General features: G+C 64.1%; 22 protein-coding genes. 12 read left to right on the plus strand and 10 right to left on the minus strand.

All coding sequences use genetic code 11. The annotated features are described in order from the left end of the window. Positions 1–102: 102 nt before the first annotated feature. Both NKI21_RS26920 and NKI21_RS26925 read right to left on the minus strand, forming a co-directional pair. On the minus strand, positions 103–1,140 hold the full coding sequence (locus NKI21_RS26920) for a zinc-binding dehydrogenase (protein WP_352774443.1): 1,038 nt from the start codon (positions 1,138–1,140) through the stop codon (positions 103–105). A 52-nt stretch (positions 1,141–1,192) separates the two neighbouring features. Beyond that, complete coding sequence (locus tag NKI21_RS26925) at positions 1,193–2,434, minus strand: acyl-CoA dehydrogenase family protein (RefSeq protein ID WP_352629500.1); 1,242 nt, start codon at positions 2,432–2,434, stop codon at positions 1,193–1,195. Between the two features lie 115 nt (positions 2,435–2,549). Here NKI21_RS26925 and NKI21_RS26930 point away from each other — a divergent pair, with 115 nt between their 5' ends. From NKI21_RS26930 to NKI21_RS26950, 5 genes are all read left to right on the plus strand, one after another. Beyond that, positions 2,550–3,365 carry an SDR family oxidoreductase gene (locus tag NKI21_RS26930; protein WP_023810114.1) on the plus strand — a complete coding sequence of 272 codons (816 nt, stop codon included), beginning with the start codon at positions 2,550–2,552 and terminating at the stop codon, positions 3,363–3,365. Between the two features lie 39 nt (positions 3,366–3,404). Further along, on the plus strand, positions 3,405–3,890 hold the full coding sequence (locus NKI21_RS26935; protein WP_023810115.1) for a MaoC family dehydratase: 486 nt from the start codon (positions 3,405–3,407) through the stop codon (positions 3,888–3,890). Continuing rightward, positions 3,887–4,918: a phosphotransferase family protein gene (locus NKI21_RS26940; protein WP_352868279.1), complete on the plus strand. Its 1,032-nt coding sequence runs from the start codon at positions 3,887–3,889 to the stop codon at positions 4,916–4,918. The genes NKI21_RS26935 and NKI21_RS26940 overlap by 4 nt, the downstream gene beginning before the upstream one ends. Positions 4,919–5,081: 163 nt before the next feature. Continuing rightward, complete coding sequence (locus tag NKI21_RS26945; RefSeq protein ID WP_352774439.1) at positions 5,082–5,720, plus strand: TetR/AcrR family transcriptional regulator; 639 nt, start codon at positions 5,082–5,084, stop codon at positions 5,718–5,720. A gap of 171 nt (positions 5,721–5,891) precedes the next feature. Further along, on the plus strand, positions 5,892–6,140 hold the full coding sequence (locus tag NKI21_RS26950; protein WP_127290616.1) for a DUF680 domain-containing protein: 249 nt from the start codon (positions 5,892–5,894) through the stop codon (positions 6,138–6,140). Between the two features lie 42 nt (positions 6,141–6,182). Here the strand turns inward: NKI21_RS26950 and NKI21_RS26955 are convergent, their stop codons facing one another. The 8 genes from NKI21_RS26955 to NKI21_RS26990 form a co-directional block, all read right to left on the minus strand. Beyond that, entirely contained in the window at positions 6,183–7,232 is a 1,050-nt protein-coding gene (locus tag NKI21_RS26955) for a Gfo/Idh/MocA family protein (RefSeq protein WP_352868284.1), read from the minus strand. A gap of 64 nt (positions 7,233–7,296) precedes the next feature. Then, positions 7,297–8,082 carry a ThuA domain-containing protein gene (locus NKI21_RS26960; protein WP_352868287.1) on the minus strand — a complete coding sequence of 262 codons (786 nt, stop codon included), beginning with the start codon at positions 8,080–8,082 and terminating at the stop codon, positions 7,297–7,299. Between the two features lie 76 nt (positions 8,083–8,158). Next, positions 8,159–8,389, minus strand: coding sequence for a hypothetical protein (locus tag NKI21_RS26965; RefSeq protein ID WP_023810121.1), 231 nt, complete (start codon positions 8,387–8,389; stop codon positions 8,159–8,161). A gap of 59 nt (positions 8,390–8,448) precedes the next feature. After that, on the minus strand, positions 8,449–9,033 hold the full coding sequence (locus tag NKI21_RS26970) for a sarcosine oxidase subunit gamma (protein WP_352440905.1): 585 nt from the start codon (positions 9,031–9,033) through the stop codon (positions 8,449–8,451). Further along, positions 9,026–12,019, minus strand: a complete 2,994-nt coding sequence (locus tag NKI21_RS26975; protein WP_352774436.1) for a sarcosine oxidase subunit alpha — start codon at positions 12,017–12,019, stop codon at positions 9,026–9,028. The genes NKI21_RS26970 and NKI21_RS26975 overlap by 8 nt, the downstream gene beginning before the upstream one ends. Continuing rightward, positions 12,016–12,327, minus strand: a complete 312-nt coding sequence (locus NKI21_RS26980; protein WP_023810124.1) for a sarcosine oxidase subunit delta — start codon at positions 12,325–12,327, stop codon at positions 12,016–12,018. The genes NKI21_RS26975 and NKI21_RS26980 overlap by 4 nt, the downstream gene beginning before the upstream one ends. Positions 12,328–12,338: 11 nt before the next feature. Beyond that, entirely contained in the window at positions 12,339–12,779 is a 441-nt protein-coding gene (locus NKI21_RS26985) for a hypothetical protein (RefSeq protein WP_023810125.1), read from the minus strand. Continuing rightward, positions 12,779–14,032, minus strand: a complete 1,254-nt coding sequence (locus tag NKI21_RS26990) for a sarcosine oxidase subunit beta (protein ID WP_023810126.1) — start codon at positions 14,030–14,032, stop codon at positions 12,779–12,781. Before NKI21_RS26990 ends, NKI21_RS26985 begins: the two co-directional genes overlap by 1 nt. A gap of 269 nt (positions 14,033–14,301) precedes the next feature. On the opposite strand from NKI21_RS26990, the gene NKI21_RS26995 reads away from it, so the two are divergent. The 7 genes from NKI21_RS26995 (at position 14,302) to NKI21_RS27025 (ending at position 19,890) form a co-directional block, all read left to right on the plus strand. Then, positions 14,302–15,060 (plus strand): SDR family oxidoreductase, encoded by a 759-nt coding sequence (locus tag NKI21_RS26995; protein WP_352440902.1) that lies wholly within the window; start codon positions 14,302–14,304, stop codon positions 15,058–15,060. A 108-nt stretch (positions 15,061–15,168) separates the two neighbouring features. Continuing rightward, positions 15,169–15,555: an SET domain-containing protein gene (locus NKI21_RS27000; RefSeq protein ID WP_352440901.1), complete on the plus strand. Its 387-nt coding sequence runs from the start codon at positions 15,169–15,171 to the stop codon at positions 15,553–15,555. Positions 15,556–15,732: 177 nt separating this feature from the next. Beyond that, the gene (gene rpsU, locus NKI21_RS27005; protein WP_023810129.1) at positions 15,733–16,011 is read left to right on the plus strand and encodes a 30S ribosomal protein S21; all 279 of its coding nucleotides are present in this window, start codon (positions 15,733–15,735) and stop codon (positions 16,009–16,011) included. 138 nt (positions 16,012–16,149) lie between these two features. Further along, positions 16,150–16,992: a tetratricopeptide repeat protein gene (locus NKI21_RS27010; protein WP_023810130.1), complete on the plus strand. Its 843-nt coding sequence runs from the start codon at positions 16,150–16,152 to the stop codon at positions 16,990–16,992. 202 nt (positions 16,993–17,194) lie between these two features. Further along, positions 17,195–17,671, plus strand: coding sequence for a DUF992 domain-containing protein (locus NKI21_RS27015; RefSeq protein ID WP_023810131.1), 477 nt, complete (start codon positions 17,195–17,197; stop codon positions 17,669–17,671). A 92-nt stretch (positions 17,672–17,763) separates the two neighbouring features. Then, a complete protein-coding gene (locus tag NKI21_RS27020) occupies positions 17,764–18,243 on the plus strand; it encodes a DUF992 domain-containing protein (protein WP_023810132.1) in 480 nt (159 codons plus the stop codon). Positions 18,244–18,453: 210 nt separating this feature from the next. After that, positions 18,454–19,890, plus strand: a complete 1,437-nt coding sequence (locus tag NKI21_RS27025; protein ID WP_352868292.1) for an MFS transporter — start codon at positions 18,454–18,456, stop codon at positions 19,888–19,890. The last annotated feature ends 3 nt before the right edge of the window (positions 19,891–19,893 follow it).

Consider the following 19,893-nt stretch of genomic DNA (forward strand, 5'->3'; position numbering starts at 1 on the left):
TATCGGCCTGACGGTCCCGCGTCGGCGGATAACCGGCAATCTCTGCCCGCAAAGCCCTCCGAGGCCCCTCGCGTCCAAGCTGCTCGAATCTTTCGAATTGGCCTAAGGCCGGATGAACACCTTGCCGTTCGGCTTGGCCAGTTCCGCTGGCACCCGCGCCATCGCCTCGGCAAGCGGCACCACCGCCGTCACGTCGGTCGACCAGCGCCCATCGGAAAAACGCTTCTGCGCTTCCAGGATCGCCGGGCCGCGGCGATCGCGGAACTGGCGCATCCACTCGCTCAGCCAAAACCCTCCGATATGCTTGTGCTGGAAGATCAGTTGGCCGGGCTCGCGGATAACAGTGGCTTCGGGATCGAGCCGCCCATAGATGATCCAGCGCGAACGCTTCGGCATGACGTCGAAGATGGCGGAAGCCAGCGGCCCGGTCACCGCGTCAAGGAAGATGCGCGGCTGTTCGGCCTTCATCACCTCGCGCAGCGCTGCCTTGAAATCCGGCGCCTTTTCGTTGAGGACGTGCGCCGCGCCGAGCGCTTTCAGCGCCGCGATCTGGTCGTCGCGGCGCACGGTGACGATCGGCCGGAAGCCCTCTCCGCTGGCCAGGCCAATGATCAGCTTGCAGAGCTGGCTGGCGCCGGCGGTCATGACGAAGGCCTTCTCGCCTTCCTCCTTGACGACGTCGAACATGGCGAGCGCGGTGAGCGGGTTGACGATCATCGCCGCCCCATCCTCGTCGCGGACCGTGTCGAGCAGCGGAATGCATGCAGCAGCTTCAGCGACGGCATAGTCGGCCCACGAGCCCCAGTTGGTGGCGCCGGTGGCAAAGGCGACGCGCTTGCCGATCAGGCTTTGGGGATAGGTCTCGTCGCCGCTGGCGACGACGATGCCGACGCCCTCGAAGCCGGCCGGCTGTCCCTTGGCGCGCGGCTGGCCGTACTGGCCCTTGACGAAGGCGATGTCGGAGGGGTTGATCGAGGCGAGGCTGACCTTGATCAGCACCTGCGTCGGTCCGGGTGTCGGCACCGCGATGTTGCCCAGCTCGACATACGGCTCCATCGCCTCCAGCACACTGCCGCTCGGCGTCCTGGTGTAGCCGTCGCCGACCAGCAGCAGCGCCTTCATTTCGGAGGAGACGGCCATTGGAACACTCCGTGCTTGGGTTGTCGGCATCGCCGGATGACGATGCCGACGCTCAGACCTTTTCCTGCGTGTATTTCTTCAGCTCGGTGCGCGCCACCTGCCGGCGATGCACGGCGTCCGGCCCGTCGGCAAGGCGCAAGGTCCGCAGATGCGTCCACGACCGCGCCAGCGGCGTGTCCTGGCTGATGCCTTGCGCGCCGAACATCTGCACCGCCTCGTCGGTGACCTTGAGCGCGACGCGGGGTGCCACCACCTTGATCTGGCTGATCCAGGGGGCTGCGGCGCGGGCGTCGCCCTGGTCGATCATCCACGCCGCCTTGAGGCAGAGCAGCCGGGCCATCTCGATCTCCATGCGGCATTCGGCGATGATGTCGAAATTGGCGCCGAGCTTTGCCAGCTTCTGGCCGAAGGCCTCGCGGCGCAAGGAACGCTGGCACAGCATCTCGAGCGCCATCTCGGCCTGGCCGATGGCGCGCATGCAATGGTGGATGCGGCCGGGACCGAGCCGCCCTTGCGCGATCTCGAACCCCCTGCCCTCGCCGAGGATCAGGTTCGATGTCGGTACCCGCACATTGTCGAAGCGAAGGTGCATGTGGCCGTGCGGCGCGTCGTCATCGCCATAAACCTGCATGGCCCGGACCTTGGTCACACCCCTTGTGCCTGATGGCACCAGGATCATCGAATGACGGCGGTGCTGCGGCTCGTCATCGCCGCCGGTCCTGACCATGACGATGTAGATGGCGCAGCGCGGATCGCCGGCGCCCGAAGCCCACCATTTCTCGCCGTTGAGCACGTAGTCGTCGCCCTGGCGTTCGCAGCGCATGGCAATGTTGGTGGCATCGGACGACGCGACATCCGGCTCGGTCATCAGATAGGCCGAGCGGATCTTGCCCTCGATCAGCGGTTCCAGCCATTCTTTCTTGTGGTCGGCCGAGCCGTACCGTTCCAGCACCTCCATATTGCCGGTGTCGGGCGCCGAACAGTTGAAGGTCTCGGCGCCGAGATGCGCCTTGCCCATCTCCTCGGCCAGATAGGCATATTCGACGGTGGAAAGGCCGTAGCCGCGTTCCGAGCCGGTCAGCCAGAAATTCCACAGGCCGCGCTCCCTTGCGGTTTTCTTCAGCCCTTCGAGGATCTCGCTCTGGCGCGCACTGTAGACCCAGCGGTTGCCTGCCTTGCCCACCTCGCTCAGAAATTCCCTGTCGAGCGGCATGATCTCGTCGCGCACCATGGCCGCGACGCGCGTGTGGATCGGCTTCAGCCGCTCGGTCATGCCGAGATTCATCTCCGTCATCGGTCGCTAACCCTTCATGCATGCCAGGCATTTTGTCAGTGGCAAGGATGACCGTACTTCGGATAGCCTTGTCAACGCGAACTGTTTGCCCGCATGCCGAGCGCGGAGGATTGTGATGAGCTATCTGGACGAGCTGTTTTCGGTGGCCGGCAAGACCGCGCTGGTGACGGGTGCCGCGACCGGCATAGGCCGCATGGCGGCGACCGGGCTGGTCAGGGCCGGCGCCAGCGTGATGATCGCGTCGCGCAAGGGCGAGGATTGCATCCAGGTCGCCGAAGAGTTGAACGAGCTTGGTGCACCGGGCCGGGCCGAGGGCTTCGCCGGGGACGTTTCTAGCGAAGCCGGCATCGCTGCACTCGTCGCCGCGGTCAAGGCGCGGACCGGGAAACTGCATATTCTGGTCAACAATGCCGGCGTCTCCTGGGGCGCGCCGCTGGAAAGCTTCCCCTATTCGGCTTGGGCCAAGGTGTTTGGCGTCAATGTCACCGCGGTCTTCCATCTGACCCGCGAATTGCTGCCACTGCTCGACGCCGCCGCCAGCGACGCCGATCCGGCCAGGGTGATCAATCTCGGTTCGGTGATGGGCACGCAGCCGCTGGCCGACGACGCCTATTCCTACACGGCGTCCAAGGCAGCCGTGCATCATCTGACCCGCACCCTTGCGCTCGAGTTCGCCGGCCGCCGCATCACCGTCAATGCCTTCGCTCCCGGCCCCTTCCAGAGCCGGATGACGGCATTCGCCACGGGCACGGATGAGCAGGCCAGGCACGTCGGCAGCCATGTTCCGATCGGCCGTATCGGCGCACCGGATGACATTGCCGGCGCAACGCTCTATTTGTGCAGCCGTGCAGGCAGCTACATCACCGGCGCCATTCTGCCGATCGACGGCGGACAGTCGGTGCAGCATGGGCTGACCTTGTTCAAGGAATGACATTTTCCGGCCACAGAAGCCGGAGGTGAACTGGAGGACATGAGCGTGGAACCGATCAGTCTCGATGTGCTTCTGGCCAGTGTCGGCAAGGAGGTTGGCGTGTCGCCGTGGCGGGCGGTCACGCAACGCATGATCGATCAGTTCGCCGACGCCACCGACGATCACCAGTTCATCCACTGCGATCCGGAGCGGGCCATGCGCGAAACGCCGTTCGGCGGCACCATCGCGCACGGCTTCCTGTCGCTGTCGCTGTTGTCGGCGATGACCTTCGAGACCATGCCGCCGCTGGAAAACGGCAAGATGGGCGTCAATCACGGCTTCGATTCGCTGCGCTTCCTGGCGCCGGTGAAAACCGGCGCGCGCATCCGCACGCGTTTCGTGCTGGCCGACGTCAAGGTCAGGCCGTCGGGCTGGGTGCAGACCGCGCATGACGTGACGATCGAGATCGAGGGTTCGAAGAAGCCGGCACTGACCGCGCGCTGGTTGACGCTGACCTTGATCGAACGCCAGCCCGAGACGGCATGAGTGATCCCGTTCTCGACCAGGCAGCGCTTGCGCCTTACCTCGAGGCGAACATACCTGGCTTTTCCGGGCTTGCTGCAGTCGAGAAGTTCAAATCCGGCCAATCGAACCCGACCTACCTTTTGACGGCGGCAAGCGGCCGTTACGTGCTGCGCGCCAAGCCGCCGGGACAATTGCTGAAATCGGCGCACCAGGTCGACCGAGAATTCAGGGTGATGAGCGCGCTTGCCGGCACCGCCGTGCCTGTGCCTGCCATGCTGCATCTGTCGGCGGAAGACTCGCCCATCGGCCGCATGTTCTATGTGATGGATTTCCTCGACGGCCGCATCTTCTGGGATCCGGCCCTGCCGGAGGCTCGCGACAACGAAGAACGCGCCGCCATATACGATGCCATGAACGCCACTCTTGCCGCGCTGCACGAGGTCGATGTCGAAACAGTGGGACTCGGCGATTTCGGCCGGCCGGGCAGTTATTTCGAGCGCCAGCTGGCGCGCTGGACGAGCCAGTACCGCGCTTCGGAAACCGGCACCGTCGCCGATATGGATCGGCTGATTGCCTGGTTGGAGACGCATATGCCCGCCGATGACGGCCGCGTCTCGCTGGTGCATGGCGATTACCGGTTGGACAATCTGATCTTCGCGCCGGACCGGCCAAAGGTTCTGGCGGTGCTCGACTGGGAACTGTCGACATCGGGCCACCCCTTCGCCGATATCGCCTATCAGTGCATGCAATGGCGGCTGCCGCATAGCTCGGGCTTTCGCGGCCTGGGCGGTGTCGACCGGTCCGCGATCGGCCTGCCTTCCGAAGAAGACTATGTCGCCAGCTACTGCCGGCGGCGCGGACTCACCAGTATCGGCAACTGGACGTTCTTCCTCGCCTTTTCCTTCTTCCGGCTGGCTGCGATCTGCCAAGGCGTCTTCAAGCGGGCGCTGGACGGCAATGCCTCCAATCCGGAAAAAGCCCGGACCTATGGCGAGGCGGTGAAGCTGCTTTCGCATCTTGCCGCGAAGCTGATCGACAAGGAGGCGTGATGGCCGCTTTGACGGAGCAACGGTGTTGATCATGGGTGCCGCCAACTTCGACGAGCGTGGGCACGATCCGAAGCATACCGCTTGGGAACTTCCCATGCCCTTGTCCGTTTCCGTACAGCGTATATAATTTAGCCAGCCACCAACCAACCAAAGGCACCAGATCTTGCCGCAGAGCGTCCAGACACGCCGCGAGAAACAAAAGGCCGAACTGCGCTCCGAACTGGTCGAGGCCGCGCACAAGCTCGTCCAGGAAGAAGGCTATGAAGGCCTGACCATCCGCAAGCTGGCCAAGCGGGTCGGCTATGCCCCGATGTCGGTCTACTCCTACTTCGCCGACAAGCAGGACATCCTGTTCGCTCTGGCCGAGGATGCATTCGAGACACTCGCCCGCCGCATCGAGGGGCATCCATCCGATGATCCGATCGAGGCCTTGCAGGCGGTGATGACCGAATATGCCGCTTTCGGACTCGGCAATCCCAACGAATACCGCACCGTGTTCATGACCGAAAAGACCAAGCTGCCGGAAGGCTACAACGAAATGGAAGAGAGCAACCCTGCTATGAAGGTGCTGATCAGCAGGGTCGAGGCCTGCGTCACCGCCGGCAAATTGCAGGGCGATCCGCGCGCCATCGCCACCATGCTGTGGGCGGTCGGACACGGCACGATCTCGCTGCTCATCACCTTTCCTTTTTACCCCTTCGGCGATCCGCAGGCCTTCGTGAAGCGGATGTGCGATTTCACGCTTGCGACGCTCAGCACGCAAAACGTGCCGCCACTGACCGAGACACCGGTCACCTGCTGAACGCCGTTTCCTTTGGTTTGTGTATTCCCCTCCAGACCTGGGGGTTTCTTGGTTAACAAAAATTTATTGTACGCGTACGGTTTTCCTTGAACTTCGCGATCGACGGGCGTATATGTACAGCGAATCGTACGCGTACGAGAGAAATTTACCCGTCGAAAACGGAGACTGACAATGAAAAAGACACTCCTCACCCTCGCCGCCGTGCTGGCACTTTCGGGCTCGGCCTTCGCCGCCAACACCACCCACCCCGTCAAGCATGCGCCGGTGGCGGCCTGCGTTGACACCAAGACCAACGTGAAGCTCGATTGCGCTTCGACCGGTTCGGTCGAAAAGAAGGGTGCCACGGAAAACACCGCTGAAGGCAAGGGCCCGCGCCTCGGCATCAGCATCAATCCGTGGATTGTACCGAGCGCATTTTGACATCAGCAAGGATCGCGTCTGGCCGGCACAAGCCGGCCAGCTTCAGCCGACCGAAACCGGCAGCTTCGCCGCTGAACTCTCGAAGGCCGCGTCGATAAGCTTTTGCATGTCCGCGGCACGCCGGAACGACGGATCGCCATTCCGGCCTGTAACCAGCGCATCGGCAAAGCGTCGCGCATTGCGCTTGACACTGGGCAGCGCCAAGATCTGCCAGCGCTGAAGATCGACATCGCCGCCGAGACAGGCCGACAGGTTAGATGCCTTGCCGTCGGTCTTGACCCTGATGGCGCCCTTGGTGCCGTGCAGGGCCAGCGACAAATCGTTGGCGTGGCCGGTCATGTAGCGGCTCGCCGCGATCGTGGCGAGCGCGCCGGAACTGAGCCGGGCCGTCATTGCCACGCTGTCATTGGCGTCCAGCACATAGTCGCCGATGCGCTCGCCCTCGGCCTTCGGAAACGTCACCAGATCGGCGTGGAGGCTGACGATGTCCTGATCGGCGCCATAGGTCGCGAAGTCCAGGATATGGATGCCGACGTCGCCCAGCACGCCGGTTGAACCGTGCCGGCTGGACAAGCGCCACAGCCATTTGTCCTCGACCCGCCAGTCGCCCCATGATTTGCTGACCAGCCAGCTTTGCCGGTAGCTCGCCTCGACATGGCGCAACGCGCCGATCTCGCCGGCCTGAACCATGCGCCGTGCCTCCTGGATCGCCGGTGAGTTGCGATAGGTCAGGTTGACCATGTTGATCACCCCGGCAGCCTCGGCCGCTTCGGTCATATCAAGCGCGTCGGCGTGGTTCGGCGCCAGCGGCTTTTCGCAAAACACATGCTTTCCCTGGGCAAGCAGCGCCAGCGTCGTTGCCATATGCGCACCATCCGGCGTCGCGTTGATGGCGGCATCGAACTGACCCCAGGCGATCGCCGCCTCCAGGCTCTCGAAAGATTCGCCGATCTTGCCGACGGCGGCAAACGCTGCCGCGCGGCCGGGCACCTGGTCGACACAGGCGACGATGCTGCAGCCCGGAATCTCGGCAAACTCCTCGACATGATGCCCGGCGATACCGCCGGTGCCGAGCAGAAGAATTCGATGCATTAGCCCCAAGCCCCAATCGACTCACGCCTTAAGCATTTCAGGCCCCGATCAGCTCAGGCCCGAATCAACTCAGGCCCTTGTCGCCGTCGGCATGCAGGCGCAGCCCCTTCTGCACGATCTTCTCCTTGGCCACATCCGTCGGCACGTTCGGCGCATTGGTGATGCCGGACCAGGCCGGCGCCGGGTTGTGCGCCCAATGGACGGCGTTGCGCAGCACCTGCTGCACGCCCTCATTGTGATAGATCGGATAGGTCTCGTGGCCGGGCGAGAAGTAGAAGATCCGTCCTGCGCCGCGCTGGTAGGTCAGCCCGGATCGGAACACCTCACCACCCTCGTACCAGGAGACGAACACCGTCTCGAGCGGCTCCGGCACGGCGAACGGCTCGCCATACATTTCCGTCTCGCCGATCTCCAGGCACTCGCCGATGCCTTGCGCGATCGGGTGGCCGCGGTTGATCGCCCAGACGCGCTCGCGCTCGCCCGCCTCGCGCCATTTCAGCGAACAGGGCGTGCCCATCAGCCGCTTGAATATCTTCGAGTAGTGGCCGGAATGGAGCACGATCAGGCCCATCCCTTCCCAGACCCGCTTCTGCACCCGCTCGACGATATCGTCCTTGACCTCGCCATGCGCCGCGTGGCCCCACCACAAAAGCACGTCGGTGGCCGCCAGGCGCTTCTCGCTCAGGCCATGTTCGGGTTCCTGCAAGGTGGCGGTGGTCGCCTCGATGCCCTTGTCCTGGTTGAGGGCGGCGGCAATGGTGCCGTGCATGCCCAAGGGATAGAGGTCGCGCACGGCTTCATTGGTCTGCTCGTGGACGTTCTCGCCCCATACGATCGCTTTTGTCGGCATTTTCATCTCCCAAAGCGCTTTAAATAGCATGTCCAAGGGGATTGAGAAGGCCCGATGAGATCTTGCCCGATGGAAACTACGGCTTGCGCCTCTTGCGCCCGGGCACGGTCTTGGCCTTGCCTGGTTTTGCCGGAGCTCCAGGAATGGCCGTTCCAGTGATGGATATCGGATCGCTGGCCGGGAACGTGTCTTCGAGGCCTTCCTCGAGTTCGTCTTCGGCGCTCGGCGCTTCGTGCCGCTCGTGTTCGAGCGAGCGGACAGCCGATGTCTTTATGACCGGCGACTTCGGCGCGGAATTCGACGGCATCGGCATTCTCCCTCGGCGTGCGGATGCAGAACGAGCGTGCCCTGCAAAACGTTCCGAGTTCAGACCGCCGCGTCGCGCGATCCCTCGGACAGCAAAGTAAAGACATAGTCCGAGAAGGAACGCCAGCATTCGACCCGGAAGGCGTCGTTACCCGTGCGCAGCAGCACGATCTCGGTCTTGCCCAGGATGGTGCGCGACGCTGCTCCCACCGGGAAGGCGTCGAGCGACAGGTCCTGCGGGCAGCCCGCATTGATCGCCGCCGCCGCTCCGGCACCCATCACTGATATCGCGATGTTGCGATGCGAGACGCCGACCGCCGAATGCAGCGCGGATACTTTGGCGCAATCGGCGAGCGGATCGTTGTCGGCCTCATCGATGACCAGCCATTCGTCGGGGCCGAGCCACAGAGCGGTGCGCCCGCCGTTCGCGGCAGCGGTTTTCGGCTTGTTCGGCAAGGTCACGCCGAGCGCCTTTGAAAGCGCTGCGACCGAAGCCTCCGGCGCCCGTAATGAAACGCGCTCGGCCGGCGGCAGCACCTCGACCTTGACGCTGGCGGCAGTGGTGCTGCGCCCAGCCAGCGCCGGACGGCGTTCGACCGAAGGCGATGCGGCCGGAGCCGTCTTTCTTGCAGCGGCCTTAGCCATTGAGGCGCCCTCCCGTCTCGTCGAAGAACACCATGCCGGTAACCTCCACTTCGATCACCCCGTTCGGCATCGGCACATAGAGGGTCTCGCCCATCCGGTCGCGGCCGCCGGCGACCAGCGCCAGAGCGATCGAGCGGCCGCAATTTTCCGACCAGTAGCTCGAGGTGACATGGCCGATCATCTTCATCGGGATCGCCTGCTTCGGGTCCTCGACGATCTGCGCGCCCTCTTCCAGCACCACCTTGGGATCCCTGGTCTTCAGGCCGACCAATTGCTTGCGGCCCTTGGCGACCAGATCTGGCCGCGTCAGGCCGCGGATGCCGACGAAGTCCGGCTTCTTCTTGCCGACCGCCCAATCGAGGCCGGCGTCGTTCGGCGTTACCGTGCCGTCGGTGTCCTGGCCGACGATGATGTAGCCCTTTTCGGCGCGCAGCACGTGCATCGCCTCGGTGCCATAAGCAGCCGCACCATGCTTCTGGCCTTCGGCCCACAGCGCTTCCCAGACCGCCTGGCCATAGTCGGCCGGCACGTTCACCTCGAAGCCGCGCTCGCCGGTGAACGACATGCGGAACAGCCGCGTCGGCACGCCGCAGATCTTGCCTTCGCGCACCGACATGTGCGGCAGCGCCTCGTCCGACATGTCGATGCCTTCGAGCAGCGGCGCGATGATGTCGCGCGACTTGGGTCCCTGCACCGCGATAACAGCCCATTGCTCGGTGATCGAGGTCAGCCAGACATTGAGATGCGGGAACTCGGTCTGGAGATAGTCCTCCATATGGTTCATGACGCGCGGCGCGCCGCCGGTCGTCGTCGTCACGTGGAAACGGTCGGGGGCCAGCCTGCCGACGACGCCGTCATCATAGATGAACCCGTCCTCGCGCAGCATGATGCCGTAGCGGCAGCGGCCGGGCTGCAGCTTCTCCCATGGGTTGGTGTAGAGCAGTTCCATGAATTTGGCCGCGTCCGGCCCGACCACTTCGATCTTGCCCAGCGTCGAGGCATCGAACAGGCCAGCCGTCTTGCGCACGGCGACGCATTCGCGGTCGACCGCCGCGTGCATGTCCTCGCCCGCCTTGGGGAAATACCAGGCGCGCTTCCACTGGCCGACATCCTCGAACATGGCACCTTGCGCCTCGGCCCAGGGATGGATCGCGGTTCTGCGTGTCGGGTCGAACAGCGGACCTCGCGCATGGCTGACGATCGCGCCGAAGGTGACCGGCGTATAGGGCGCCCGGAACGTGGTCAGGCCGACTTCCGGGATCGGCTTGCCCAGCGTCTCGGCGGCAATCGCCAAGCCGTGCATGTTGGAGGTTTTGCCCTGGTCGGTCGCCATGCCGTTGGTGGTGAAGCGCTTGACGTGCTCGATCGAGCGCATGCCTTCGTGCACCGCCTGGCGGATGTCCTTGGCGGTGACGTCGTTCTGGAAATCGACGAAGGCCTTCACCGTCGTATCCGACCCGGCGCCGGGCGCTGCACCCAGCATGCCGCGCGACCAGCTCTCCGAGGCGTCTACCTTCGGCTTGCTGCCCTTGGCGGTTTTGGCACCCGCATCCCTGGCCGCCTTGGCGCCTGCCGCATAGGCCTCATCGACCGTCGCAGACAGCCCGTCGGTGCCGTTGCAGGCGCCGACCGAGACGCAGTCCTGCGCATAGATGCCCGGCACGAAGCGCTTGGTCTCGTCGTTGAAGGCGACCTTTCCGCGCGACTGCGAGAACAGATGCACCGACGGCGTCCAGCCGGCCGACATCAGTATCGCATCGACCGCGATGGTGCGTTCGCCGCCGCCATTCTTCGGCTGCACGGTCATCGACGAGACCCTGAGCTTGCCGCCGGCGCGGATCACCGCGCGGCCGAAATTGACCTCGATGCCGAGCGCCCTCGCCTCGTCGATCACCGGTCCGGTCGGATTGTCGCGCAGATCGACGATCGCCGCCACGTTGACGCCGGCTTTCTTCAGGTCGATCGCCGCTGCATAGGCGGAATCATTGGCGGTGTAGACGCCGACATTCCTGCCGACGGCGACGCCATAGTGGTTGAGATAGGTGCGCGCGGCACCCGCCAGCATGATGCCGGGCCGGTCATTGTCGGCAAACACCATGTGGCGCTCGATCGCACCGGAGGCCAGCACCACGCGCTTGGCCCGGACCTGCCAAAGCCGCTCGCGCGCCAGATCGTGGCCGGGGGTCCTCAGATGTTCGCTGACACGCTCGACCAGCCCGATAAAATTCTGCGCATAGTAGCCGAACGCCGTCGTGCGCGACAGCACGCGGACATTGTCCATCGCGGCGAGCTTCGCCACGGCAGCTTGCGCCCAGGCAAAACCGTCCTGGCCGTCGATCTTCGCGCCGCTCTCGAAACGCAGGCTGCCGCCGAACTCGGCCTGCTCGTCGGCGAGGATGACGCGCACGCCGGTCTCGGCCGCCGCAAGCGCTGCCGCGATGCCTGCCGCACCGCCGCCCAGCACCAGCACGTCGCAATGCGCATAGCGCGATGAATAATGGTCGGGATCCGGCTGGTCCGGGGAAACGCCAAGACCGGCCGCGGCGCGGATCTTTGGCTCATAGAGCGTCTTCCACGCCGCTTTCGGCCACATGAAGGTCTTGTAGTAGAAGCCGGCCGAAAGCAGCGGCGAGGCGATATCGCTGACCGCACCGAGGTCGAAGGACAGTGACGGCCAGCGGTTCTGCGACTGCGCATCAAGCCCATCATAGAGCTCCTGCACGGTCGCCCGCACGTTCGGCGTCTTGCGTGCCGCGTCGCGCCTGATTTCGACCAGGGCGTTCGGCTCCTCGGCGCCCGCCGACAGGATGCCGCGCGGACGGTGGTACTTGAACGAACGGCCGACGAGATGGACGCCATTGGCGAGCAGCGCCGAGGCCAGCGTGTCGCCCTCGATGCCGGCATAGGACTGGCCATCGAAGCTGAACCGCGCGGTCTTGGCTTGGCTGAAGCGGCCAGCGCAGGGAATGCGGAACGCGCCGCTCATTTGGCAACCACTTCGTTGGAGTTTTTCGGCAGCTTGGTGGGTTTGGGCTCGCCGGCCTTGTAGGTCATGACGAATTTGTCGGTGACGGTGTCGCGTACGGCATTGAAGAAGCGCGCACAGCCATGCATGTGCCGCCAGCGCTCATAAATGATGCCCTTGGGGTTGGAGCGGATGAAGAAGAACTTTTCAAAATCGTCGTCGCTCTCGCCGGCCATATTGGCCGAGCGCGCGATGTGCGCCTCGCCAGCGTTGCGGAACTCGAGTTCCGGACGCTCTTCCTCGCAATAGGGGCAGCGGATGAGAAGCATTGTCCTGGTTCCTACAATTCGCCGTGGCCGACGTGGGCGCCCGCCGGTTGATCGCAAAGCTTCTGTCCCAAGGTCGCGAACGGTGCGACGAGCCGGATGCGCTCTTCCACGCTTGCAGCGGGACGAAACAGATCGCGGGACGCCATGTTGCCGAGGGTGAGCTGCATCGGATCGGTGGTGACGATGACTTGACGCGGCTGGAATGTCTCGGCCTCGTCGAGTCCTTCGGGTCGTCCCTCGAAGAACATCACCACTCTCTGGCCGCCACTCCAGACGCAGGCCAGCGTGCCGTCATCGACCGAAAACGGCCAGACGGTTTCGTTGCCGGTGCGGCTGATCGGCTGCGTGCGCACTTCGTCCGGCGAGGGAAAATGGAACATGCCCCGTTCCCCCGCCAGCACTTGTTCCCCCGCCAGCATCAGCGGCATCGCGACAGCCATCTGCGCCATCATCAGTGCGCCACCGCCGCCGCCGCCGCCTCGTCGATGAGCCGTCCGGTGCGGAAGCGCTCGATGGTGAAGGGCGCGTTGATCGGATGCGGATCGTCCCTGGCGATCGTATGGGCAAAGACATGGCCCGATCCCGGCGTCGCCTTGAAGCCGCCCGTGCCCCAGCCGCAATTGACATAGAGGCCGGGCACCGGCGTCTTGGCCAGGATCGGCGAGCGGTCGGGCGTGACGTCGACGATGCCGCCCCACGAGCGCAGCATCTTCATGCGCGTGAAGATCGGGAACATCTCGCAGATGGCGTCGAGCGTATGCTGCAATATGTGCAAGCCGCCGGTCTGCGAGTAGGAGACATACTGGTCGGTGCCGGCGCCGATCACCAGCTCGCCCTTGTCGGACTGCGAGATATAGGCGTGCACCGTGTTCGACATCACCACGCAGGGAACCACCGGCTTGACCGGTTCCGACACCAGCGCTTGCAGCGGATAGCTTTCCAGCGGCATGCGCACGCCGGCCATGTTCATGATGACGGAGGAATGGCCGGCGGCAACGACGCCCACCTTCTTGGCGCCGATGAAGCCGCGCGTCGTGTCGACGCCCATCACCGCGCCATTGGCCGCCCGCTTGACCCCGGTAACCTCGCAATTCTGGATAATGTGGACGCCGCGCGCCGAGGCGCCGCGCGCATAGCCCCAGGCAACGGCGTCATGACGGGCCGTGCCGCCGCGCCGCTGCAGCGACGCACCGACCACCGGATAGCGCGCCTCCTTGGAGGTGTTGAGCGGTGGGCAGAATTCCTTCGCCTGCTCCGGCGTCAGCCACTCATTGTCGATGCCGTTCAGCCGGTTGGCGTGAACGTGACGCTTCAGCACCTGCACGTCGTGCACATTGTGCGCGAGCATCATGACGCCCCGCGCCGAATACATGACGTTGTAATTGAGCTCCTGGCTGAGCCCGTCCCACAGCTTCAGCGCGTGGTCGTAGATGCCGGCGCTCTCGTCATAGAGATAGTTGGAGCGGATGATGGTGGTGTTGCGGCCGGTGTTGCCGCCGCCGAGCCAGCCCTTTTCCAGCACCGCGACATTGGTGATGCCGTGCACCGTGGCGAGGTAATAGGCGGTGGCCAGGCCATGGCCGCCGGCGCCGACGATGATGACGTCGTATTCTTTCCTGGGCTCAGGCGAGGACCACTGTTCCTCCCAGCCCTTGTGGCCGCGCATGGCTTCCCGGGCGATGGCGAATACCGAATATTTCTTCAACGTCCCAACCTCGCCCCAAAAAGGCTTCGCGAATGGCGGCCGGCGTTCGTTCGGTCCCGGCGCGCGAGGTGTATCACTAGCGAAACAGCGCTTCCACCCTTGCGCTGTTTGCGACGGCGCTTGCCGTTTTGCGCCGTGGTGAAAAAGACGCATCTGGTGCGTCGGCGCTTTCCAGCATCTTGGCACGTATCGGGTGGCTCGCCTTGCCTCGATCTGCGACCAAGCACCCCAACTGCCGGTCAGGCCGGCGCGAAGAAAAGGATGCAGAAATGTTCGCACTCGCAAACAAGATCGCCATCGTCACCGGCGCCAGTTCCGGCATCGGCCGGGCCTCGGCAAAACTCTTTGCCGAGGAAGGCGCCAAGGTCATCGTCGCCGCCCGCCGTCAGGCCGAGCTCGATACGCTCGTCGCCGAGATAGAAGACAATGATGGCGCGGCCATCGCGCTTGCCGGCGATGTCAGGGACGAAGCCTATGCAAAGGCCCTTGTCGATCTGGCGGTCGAAAAGTTCGGCGGGCTCGACATCGCCTTCAACAATGCCGGCGCCGTTGGCCGGATGGGGCCGATTTCGGACCTGCCGCTGGAGGGATGGCGCGAGACGCTCGACACCAACCTCACCAGCGCGTTTCTCGGCGCCAAATACCAGGTGCCGGCAATGATCGAGCGCGGCGGCGGTTCGCTGATCTTCACCTCCACCTTCGTTGGTCACACAGTCGGCATGCCCGGCATGACTAGTTATGCCGCGAGCAAGGCCGGCCTGATCGGACTGACACAGGTGCTGGCCGCCGAATACGGCCCGAAAGGCGTGCGGGTCAACGCGCTGCTGCCCGGCGGCACCGACACACCGGCGGCAACCTTCAAGACCCCGGAATCACGGGTTTTCGTCGAAGGCCTGCATGCTTTGAAGCGTATCGCGATGCCGGAGGAGATCGCCCGCTCGGCACTTTATCTCGCCTCCGACGCCTCGAGCTTCACCACCGGAGCGGCTCTGTTTGCCGATGGCGGCGTGTCGATCAACCGGACGTGAAGATTCCAGCGGCGGGATGCATGCTCATAACCGCCAGGCAAACGGCCGCTCTTGATTTTACGCCGCGATTTGGCGATTCCGTTTATGTCCAAAAGCGGGTCTGGAACCATGATGCTGATCAGAACCTATGTGACTGCGAGTGCGATCGAAGGTGTCGGCGTGTTCGCCGCGGAGCCGATCAGGAAAGGCGCTTCGATCTGGCGGCTCGATCCGGATTTCGACCGGCTGATCCCCATGGACAAATACGAGACGGCACCCCCGCATCTCAGGGAGCTGCTCGACCGCTATGCCTATCCGAGCCCGGACCGGCCAGGTTTCCTGGTCTATGAAGTCGACAATGGCCGCTTCATGAACCATTCCAGCAATCCGAATACGGATTTTTCGCAATATGGCGGGGCCACCGCGACCCGCGACATCGCCGTGGGCGAGGAGATCACCTGCGACTACGGCGAGTTCTTCGAGGATTTCGAGCTGCTGCACCTCGCGACGGCCTAGTCGGCTCCTTATATCAAGGCAAACAGACGGCGGCTGGCCCCGCAAATTCATTTCCGCTGTGGACAGCGCGGCATGATTCTGCTATCAGCCGCCACAATTCGTGGTGTAAACCGCCGCGGAGGCTAGTGGCTATGGCCGCTTGCCTGTTGATATCAAACCCGAAAGACAGGATTGCCCGTGCAGGTACTCGTCCGCGACAATAACGTTGATCAGGCGCTTCGCGCTCTCAAGAAGAAGATGCAGCGCGAAGGCATTTTCCGTGAAATGAAGATGCGCGGTCACTACGAGAAGCCGTCCGAGAAGCGCGCCCGCGAAAAGGCTGAAGCCGTTCGCCGCGCCCGCAAGCTGGCCCGCAAGCGCGCCCAGCGCGAAGGCCTGCTGCCGATGACGCCGCGCCCGGTCGCTGCTGGCGCCGCCGGCGGTGCAGGTGGCGCTCCGCGTCCGCCGCGGTTCTAACGCCAATTTTTCGTCCTTTTCGAAGGATATCAGAGGTGGCGCGATGTGGAATCGCCGCCACCTTTTTGTTTTGATGTGACCGGTCCGAAGGGGGAGCCGGACCTGAACGACGCGGCTTGAAGTGAGGACAGGGCAGACATGAACGCAACGAGCGTGGAGCGCGGGACCGCATTGCGTGGTTTCGCCCTGACAGCAGCCCTGCTCTCCGGACTGGCGCTTGCCGGCTGCCAAACGGCGGGCCCGACCGGTGAATTCAACAACATCGACAAGGCGCAAGGGTCGAGCGAGAACATTTCCTCGCTGTCGGCGGTCATCCAGCGCAATCCCCAGGATCCCGAAGGCTACAATGTGCGCGGCTCGGCCTATGGCCGTGGCGGTCAGTACCAGGCGGCGCTCAAGGATTTCAATCAAGCCATCCAGCTCAATCCGAATTTCTTCCAGGCCTATTCGAATCGCGCGCTCATCCAGCGCTTCCTCGGCAACCAGGAAGCCGCGCTGGCGGACTACAACCGTTCGATTCAGATCAACTCGAACTATGACGCCGCCTATATCGGCCGCGGCAATCTCTACCGCAAGGCGGGTCGCACCCAGGACGCCTTCAACGACTTTCAGAAGGCGATCCAGCTCGATACGACCGACGCGCGCGCCTACCACAATCGAGGCCTGATCTATCAGAGCCAGGGCCAGCACAAATTCGCCATCGAGGACTTCTCGACCGCCATCTCGCTGGCGCCGGACGCCGCCGAACCCTACAATGGCCGCGGCCTCTCCTATCTGGCGACCAACGACGAAGACAATGCCTTCTCCGATTTCAACATGGCGATCAAGCTCGACGGCAGGAATGCCGAGGCCTGGTCCAACCAGGCGCTGATCTATGAGCGGCGCGGCGACAAGGCGAAGGCCGCGAAATCCTATAAGGAAGCCGTTCGCCTCGACCCTACCTACCAGCCGGCCAAGGATGGCCTCGCCCGCGTCAGCTGATCTCGGTTTCGGCTTACCATACAAATCCGCATGACATCCAAGTGCCGCGGGATTCTTTGCGTGTCCGAAAGGACGCACTTCGCAACCGCGCATTAACCCCGGCAGGAGGCTTTCGGCCCCTGCCTTGATCGCGCCAAGTTTTCGGCGGAACGGTCTACCCACCCAAGCCGTTGTTGAAAGTATTTTGCGAAAGGACCCTCCCATGATCAAGAAACTCGCCTGCGCCGCTGCCCTCGCCACGACGATGTTCGCGGTGGCTCCGGCCAGCGCCGGCAAGCTGCAACTCGGCACGCTCGATTGCACCATCGACGGCGGCACCGCTTATATCGTCGCTTCCAACAAGGGCGTGTCCTGTGTCTTCCGGCCTCATCATCACGGGCCGTCCGAGATTTACACAGGCGTCATCTCCAAGATCGGCCTCGATGTCGGCCAGACGCATCAGGGCCAGCTCGTCTGGGCCGTGCTGGCTGCGACCCGGGACCGTGACGGAGGCGATCTCGCCGGCAGCTACTACGGTGTCAACGCCGAAGCGAGCGTGGTGACCGGCGGCGGCGCCAATCTGCTGGTTGGCGGCCTGGACAGCGCCTTCATGCTGGAGCCGCTCAGCGTCCAGGCGCAGACCGGCGTCAACCTTGCCGTGGCCGTGACCTCGCTCCAGCTGATCCACTCATTCAAGTGATTACATGGAGCCGTGCGCTCCATGACCCCTCACCCGCGGCGCGGAACCAGATAGGATGGTTTCGCGCCGTTTGATTTTGGAGGGGAACCATCATGCTGAAGACAGCCATAGCTGCCGCCATGTTCACCACGCTATCCGGAGCGGTGCAGGCGCAGGACCGAGGCATGGAAGTCGGTACGCTTGACTGCGCCATAGGCGGCGGCACCGGCTTCATCTTCGGCTCGAGCAAGGATCTGAGCTGCACCTTTAACCCCGCCGACAAAAGCTTCGCGCCGGAAGCCTATTTCGGCGCTGTCAACAAATACGGCCTCGACATCGGCACGACGAAGCAGACGGTCATGCAGTGGATCGTGCTGACGCCGCTGAAGAACATCTATGCGCCGGGTGCGCTGGCCGGCGACTACATCGGCGCCAGCGCGGAGGTGACGGCCGCCGTCGGCGCCGGCGCCAATCTGCTGGTCGGCGGCTCCTCTCAGGCCTTCACCTTGCAGCCGCTCAGCTTGCAGACGCAGACCGGCATGAACCTCGCGATCGGCGTCAGCCAATTCCAGCTGCGCAGCACCGAGAACTGATCGCGCAACGAACCCGCAACCGGAAAGGCTGCCGCGCGAACGATCTTCAAAAAAACCGCTTGAGCTCAACCCCGGTTGAGGTTTTACAAGCCTGCCCCGAACGCCACAACGCCTCGATCCGGCGCTGTCGATTCGCATGGTCCTGCCGGAAACCCGTACTGGCTTCTGGCGTGCTGCGCTGGCGTCGAGATATGCAAGACAGGGGTGGAAATGACCGAGATCAGCACGAACAGGGTCGACTGGCGCTTATTGTGGGCAAGCGGCGACCTGGCGCGCTTCTGCTTCATCAGCCTCGGCATCCTGCTGCACGCCACCAACGAAACGATGGTGGCAACGGTGATGCCGGCCATGGTCGGCGAATTGGCGGGCGTACAGCTCGTCGGCTGGTCGCTGGCGATCTACGAACTCGGCGCCATCGTTGCCGGCGCGGCCGCCGGACGACTGGTGAGTTATGTCCCCTTGCGCACCAACATGGTGGTTGCCGCGCTGCTCTACGCAACAGGCGCGCTGATATGCGCCACCTCGCCTTCCATGCAACTGTTCCTCGCCGGCCGCCTGATCGAAGGACTTGGCGGCGGTGCGCTGGTGTCGCTGGCCTTCGTCTCGGTCGAACGACTGTTCTCGCGCGCCATCTGGCCGCAGCTTTTCGGCATCATGTCGGCGATCTGGGGCGTCGCCGCCTTCAGCGGACCATTGCTCGGCGCGATCATGACCGAGCTGTTGTCATGGCGCTGGGCCTTCGGCATCTTCACACTCGGCGGCGCCGCCATGGCGCTGGCAAGCTTCCTCGTGCTCGACACGCCGCAGGCGACGAAGCCCAGGACGAGCACGGGCAAGGCGCCGCCCTTCCCGTTCGCGGCTCTTGGCTGCCTTACCGTCGCCGTGGTCCTGATTGCCTTGGCCGGCGTCGACATCGCCTTGCTGCGCTCTTCGCTGCTGATGGCCTTCGGCCTGATAGGCCTGGTGCTGTTCTTCACCATCGACGCGCTGAAGCCGCGTTCGCGGCTCTTCCCGGCGCGGCTGTTCTCATGGCGCACGCCGGTCGGCGCCGGCATGACCATGGTTGCCGCCTTTTCGGTGGCGACCTGTTCCTTCGGCGTCTACGGACCGCTGTTGCTGACCAGCCTTCACGACATTCCGCTGCTGACCACCGGCTACATCATCGCCGCCGAATCGATCGCCTGGTCGATCCTCTCGATCCTGGTCGCCAACGCGCCGCCGCAGCGCGAGCGGCTGATCATCGTCGGCGGCGCGGTGATGATTGCGGCCGGCATCGCAGGCTTTGCGTATGCGATACCCCTGGGCTCCATCCCGCTGATCCTGATGTGTGCCCTGTTGCAGGGCGGCGGCTTCGGCATCGCCTGGCCGTTCCTGACGCGCGTCATCGTCGCCTCCGCCCCGGAGGGTGAGCAGACCATCGCCTCGGCGGCGGTGCCGACCATGCAGCGCATCGGCTATGCCGTCGGCGCCGCACTCGCCGGCATCGTCGCCAACGCCAGCGGCTTTTCGCAAGGTCTGAACCACGACGCGGCGGCGAATGTCGCCTCCTGGCTGTTTCTTGCCTTCGTGCCGCTCGGCATTGTCGGCTGCCTGGCGGCCTTGCGGGTTTGCAGACCGCTTGGCCAGCCACGGGAAGCTATCGGCTAAAAC

Source organism: Mesorhizobium sp. M0715 (genome assembly GCF_040320355.1).
GTDB lineage: Bacteria > Pseudomonadota > Alphaproteobacteria > Rhizobiales > Rhizobiaceae > Mesorhizobium.

Excerpts from the sequence above, each read along its gene's own strand:
- NKI21_RS26955 (WP_352868284.1), bottom strand. The coding sequence starts at position 7,232 with ATGCATCGAATTCTTCTGCTCGGCACCGGCGGTATCGCCGGGCATCAT.
- NKI21_RS27025 (WP_352868292.1), top strand. The coding sequence starts at position 18,454 with ATGACCGAGATCAGCACGAACAGGGTCGACTGGCGCTTATTGTGGGCA.
- NKI21_RS26950 (WP_127290616.1), top strand. The coding sequence starts at position 5,892 with ATGAAAAAGACACTCCTCACCCTCGCCGCCGTGCTGGCACTTTCGGGC.
- NKI21_RS26970 (WP_352440905.1), bottom strand. The coding sequence starts at position 9,033 with ATGGCTAAGGCCGCTGCAAGAAAGACGGCTCCGGCCGCATCGCCTTCG.
- NKI21_RS26935 (WP_023810115.1), top strand. The coding sequence starts at position 3,405 with ATGAGCGTGGAACCGATCAGTCTCGATGTGCTTCTGGCCAGTGTCGGC.
- NKI21_RS27000 (WP_352440901.1), top strand. The coding sequence starts at position 15,169 with ATGATGCTGATCAGAACCTATGTGACTGCGAGTGCGATCGAAGGTGTC.
- NKI21_RS26980 (WP_023810124.1), bottom strand. The coding sequence starts at position 12,327 with ATGCTTCTCATCCGCTGCCCCTATTGCGAGGAAGAGCGTCCGGAACTC.
- NKI21_RS26965 (WP_023810121.1), bottom strand. The coding sequence starts at position 8,389 with ATGCCGTCGAATTCCGCGCCGAAGTCGCCGGTCATAAAGACATCGGCT.
- NKI21_RS26985 (WP_023810125.1), bottom strand. The coding sequence starts at position 12,779 with ATGATGGCGCAGATGGCTGTCGCGATGCCGCTGATGCTGGCGGGGGAA.
- NKI21_RS26960 (WP_352868287.1), bottom strand. The coding sequence starts at position 8,082 with ATGCCGACAAAAGCGATCGTATGGGGCGAGAACGTCCACGAGCAGACC.
- NKI21_RS26925 (WP_352629500.1), bottom strand. The coding sequence starts at position 2,434 with ATGACGGAGATGAATCTCGGCATGACCGAGCGGCTGAAGCCGATCCAC.
- NKI21_RS26975 (WP_352774436.1), bottom strand. The coding sequence starts at position 12,019 with ATGAGCGGCGCGTTCCGCATTCCCTGCGCTGGCCGCTTCAGCCAAGCC.
- NKI21_RS27010 (WP_023810130.1), top strand. The coding sequence starts at position 16,150 with ATGAACGCAACGAGCGTGGAGCGCGGGACCGCATTGCGTGGTTTCGCC.
- NKI21_RS26920 (WP_352774443.1), bottom strand. The coding sequence starts at position 1,140 with ATGGCCGTCTCCTCCGAAATGAAGGCGCTGCTGCTGGTCGGCGACGGC.
- NKI21_RS27020 (WP_023810132.1), top strand. The coding sequence starts at position 17,764 with ATGCTGAAGACAGCCATAGCTGCCGCCATGTTCACCACGCTATCCGGA.
- NKI21_RS26940 (WP_352868279.1), top strand. The coding sequence starts at position 3,887 with ATGAGTGATCCCGTTCTCGACCAGGCAGCGCTTGCGCCTTACCTCGAG.
- NKI21_RS27015 (WP_023810131.1), top strand. The coding sequence starts at position 17,195 with ATGATCAAGAAACTCGCCTGCGCCGCTGCCCTCGCCACGACGATGTTC.
- NKI21_RS26930 (WP_023810114.1), top strand. The coding sequence starts at position 2,550 with ATGAGCTATCTGGACGAGCTGTTTTCGGTGGCCGGCAAGACCGCGCTG.
- NKI21_RS26995 (WP_352440902.1), top strand. The coding sequence starts at position 14,302 with ATGTTCGCACTCGCAAACAAGATCGCCATCGTCACCGGCGCCAGTTCC.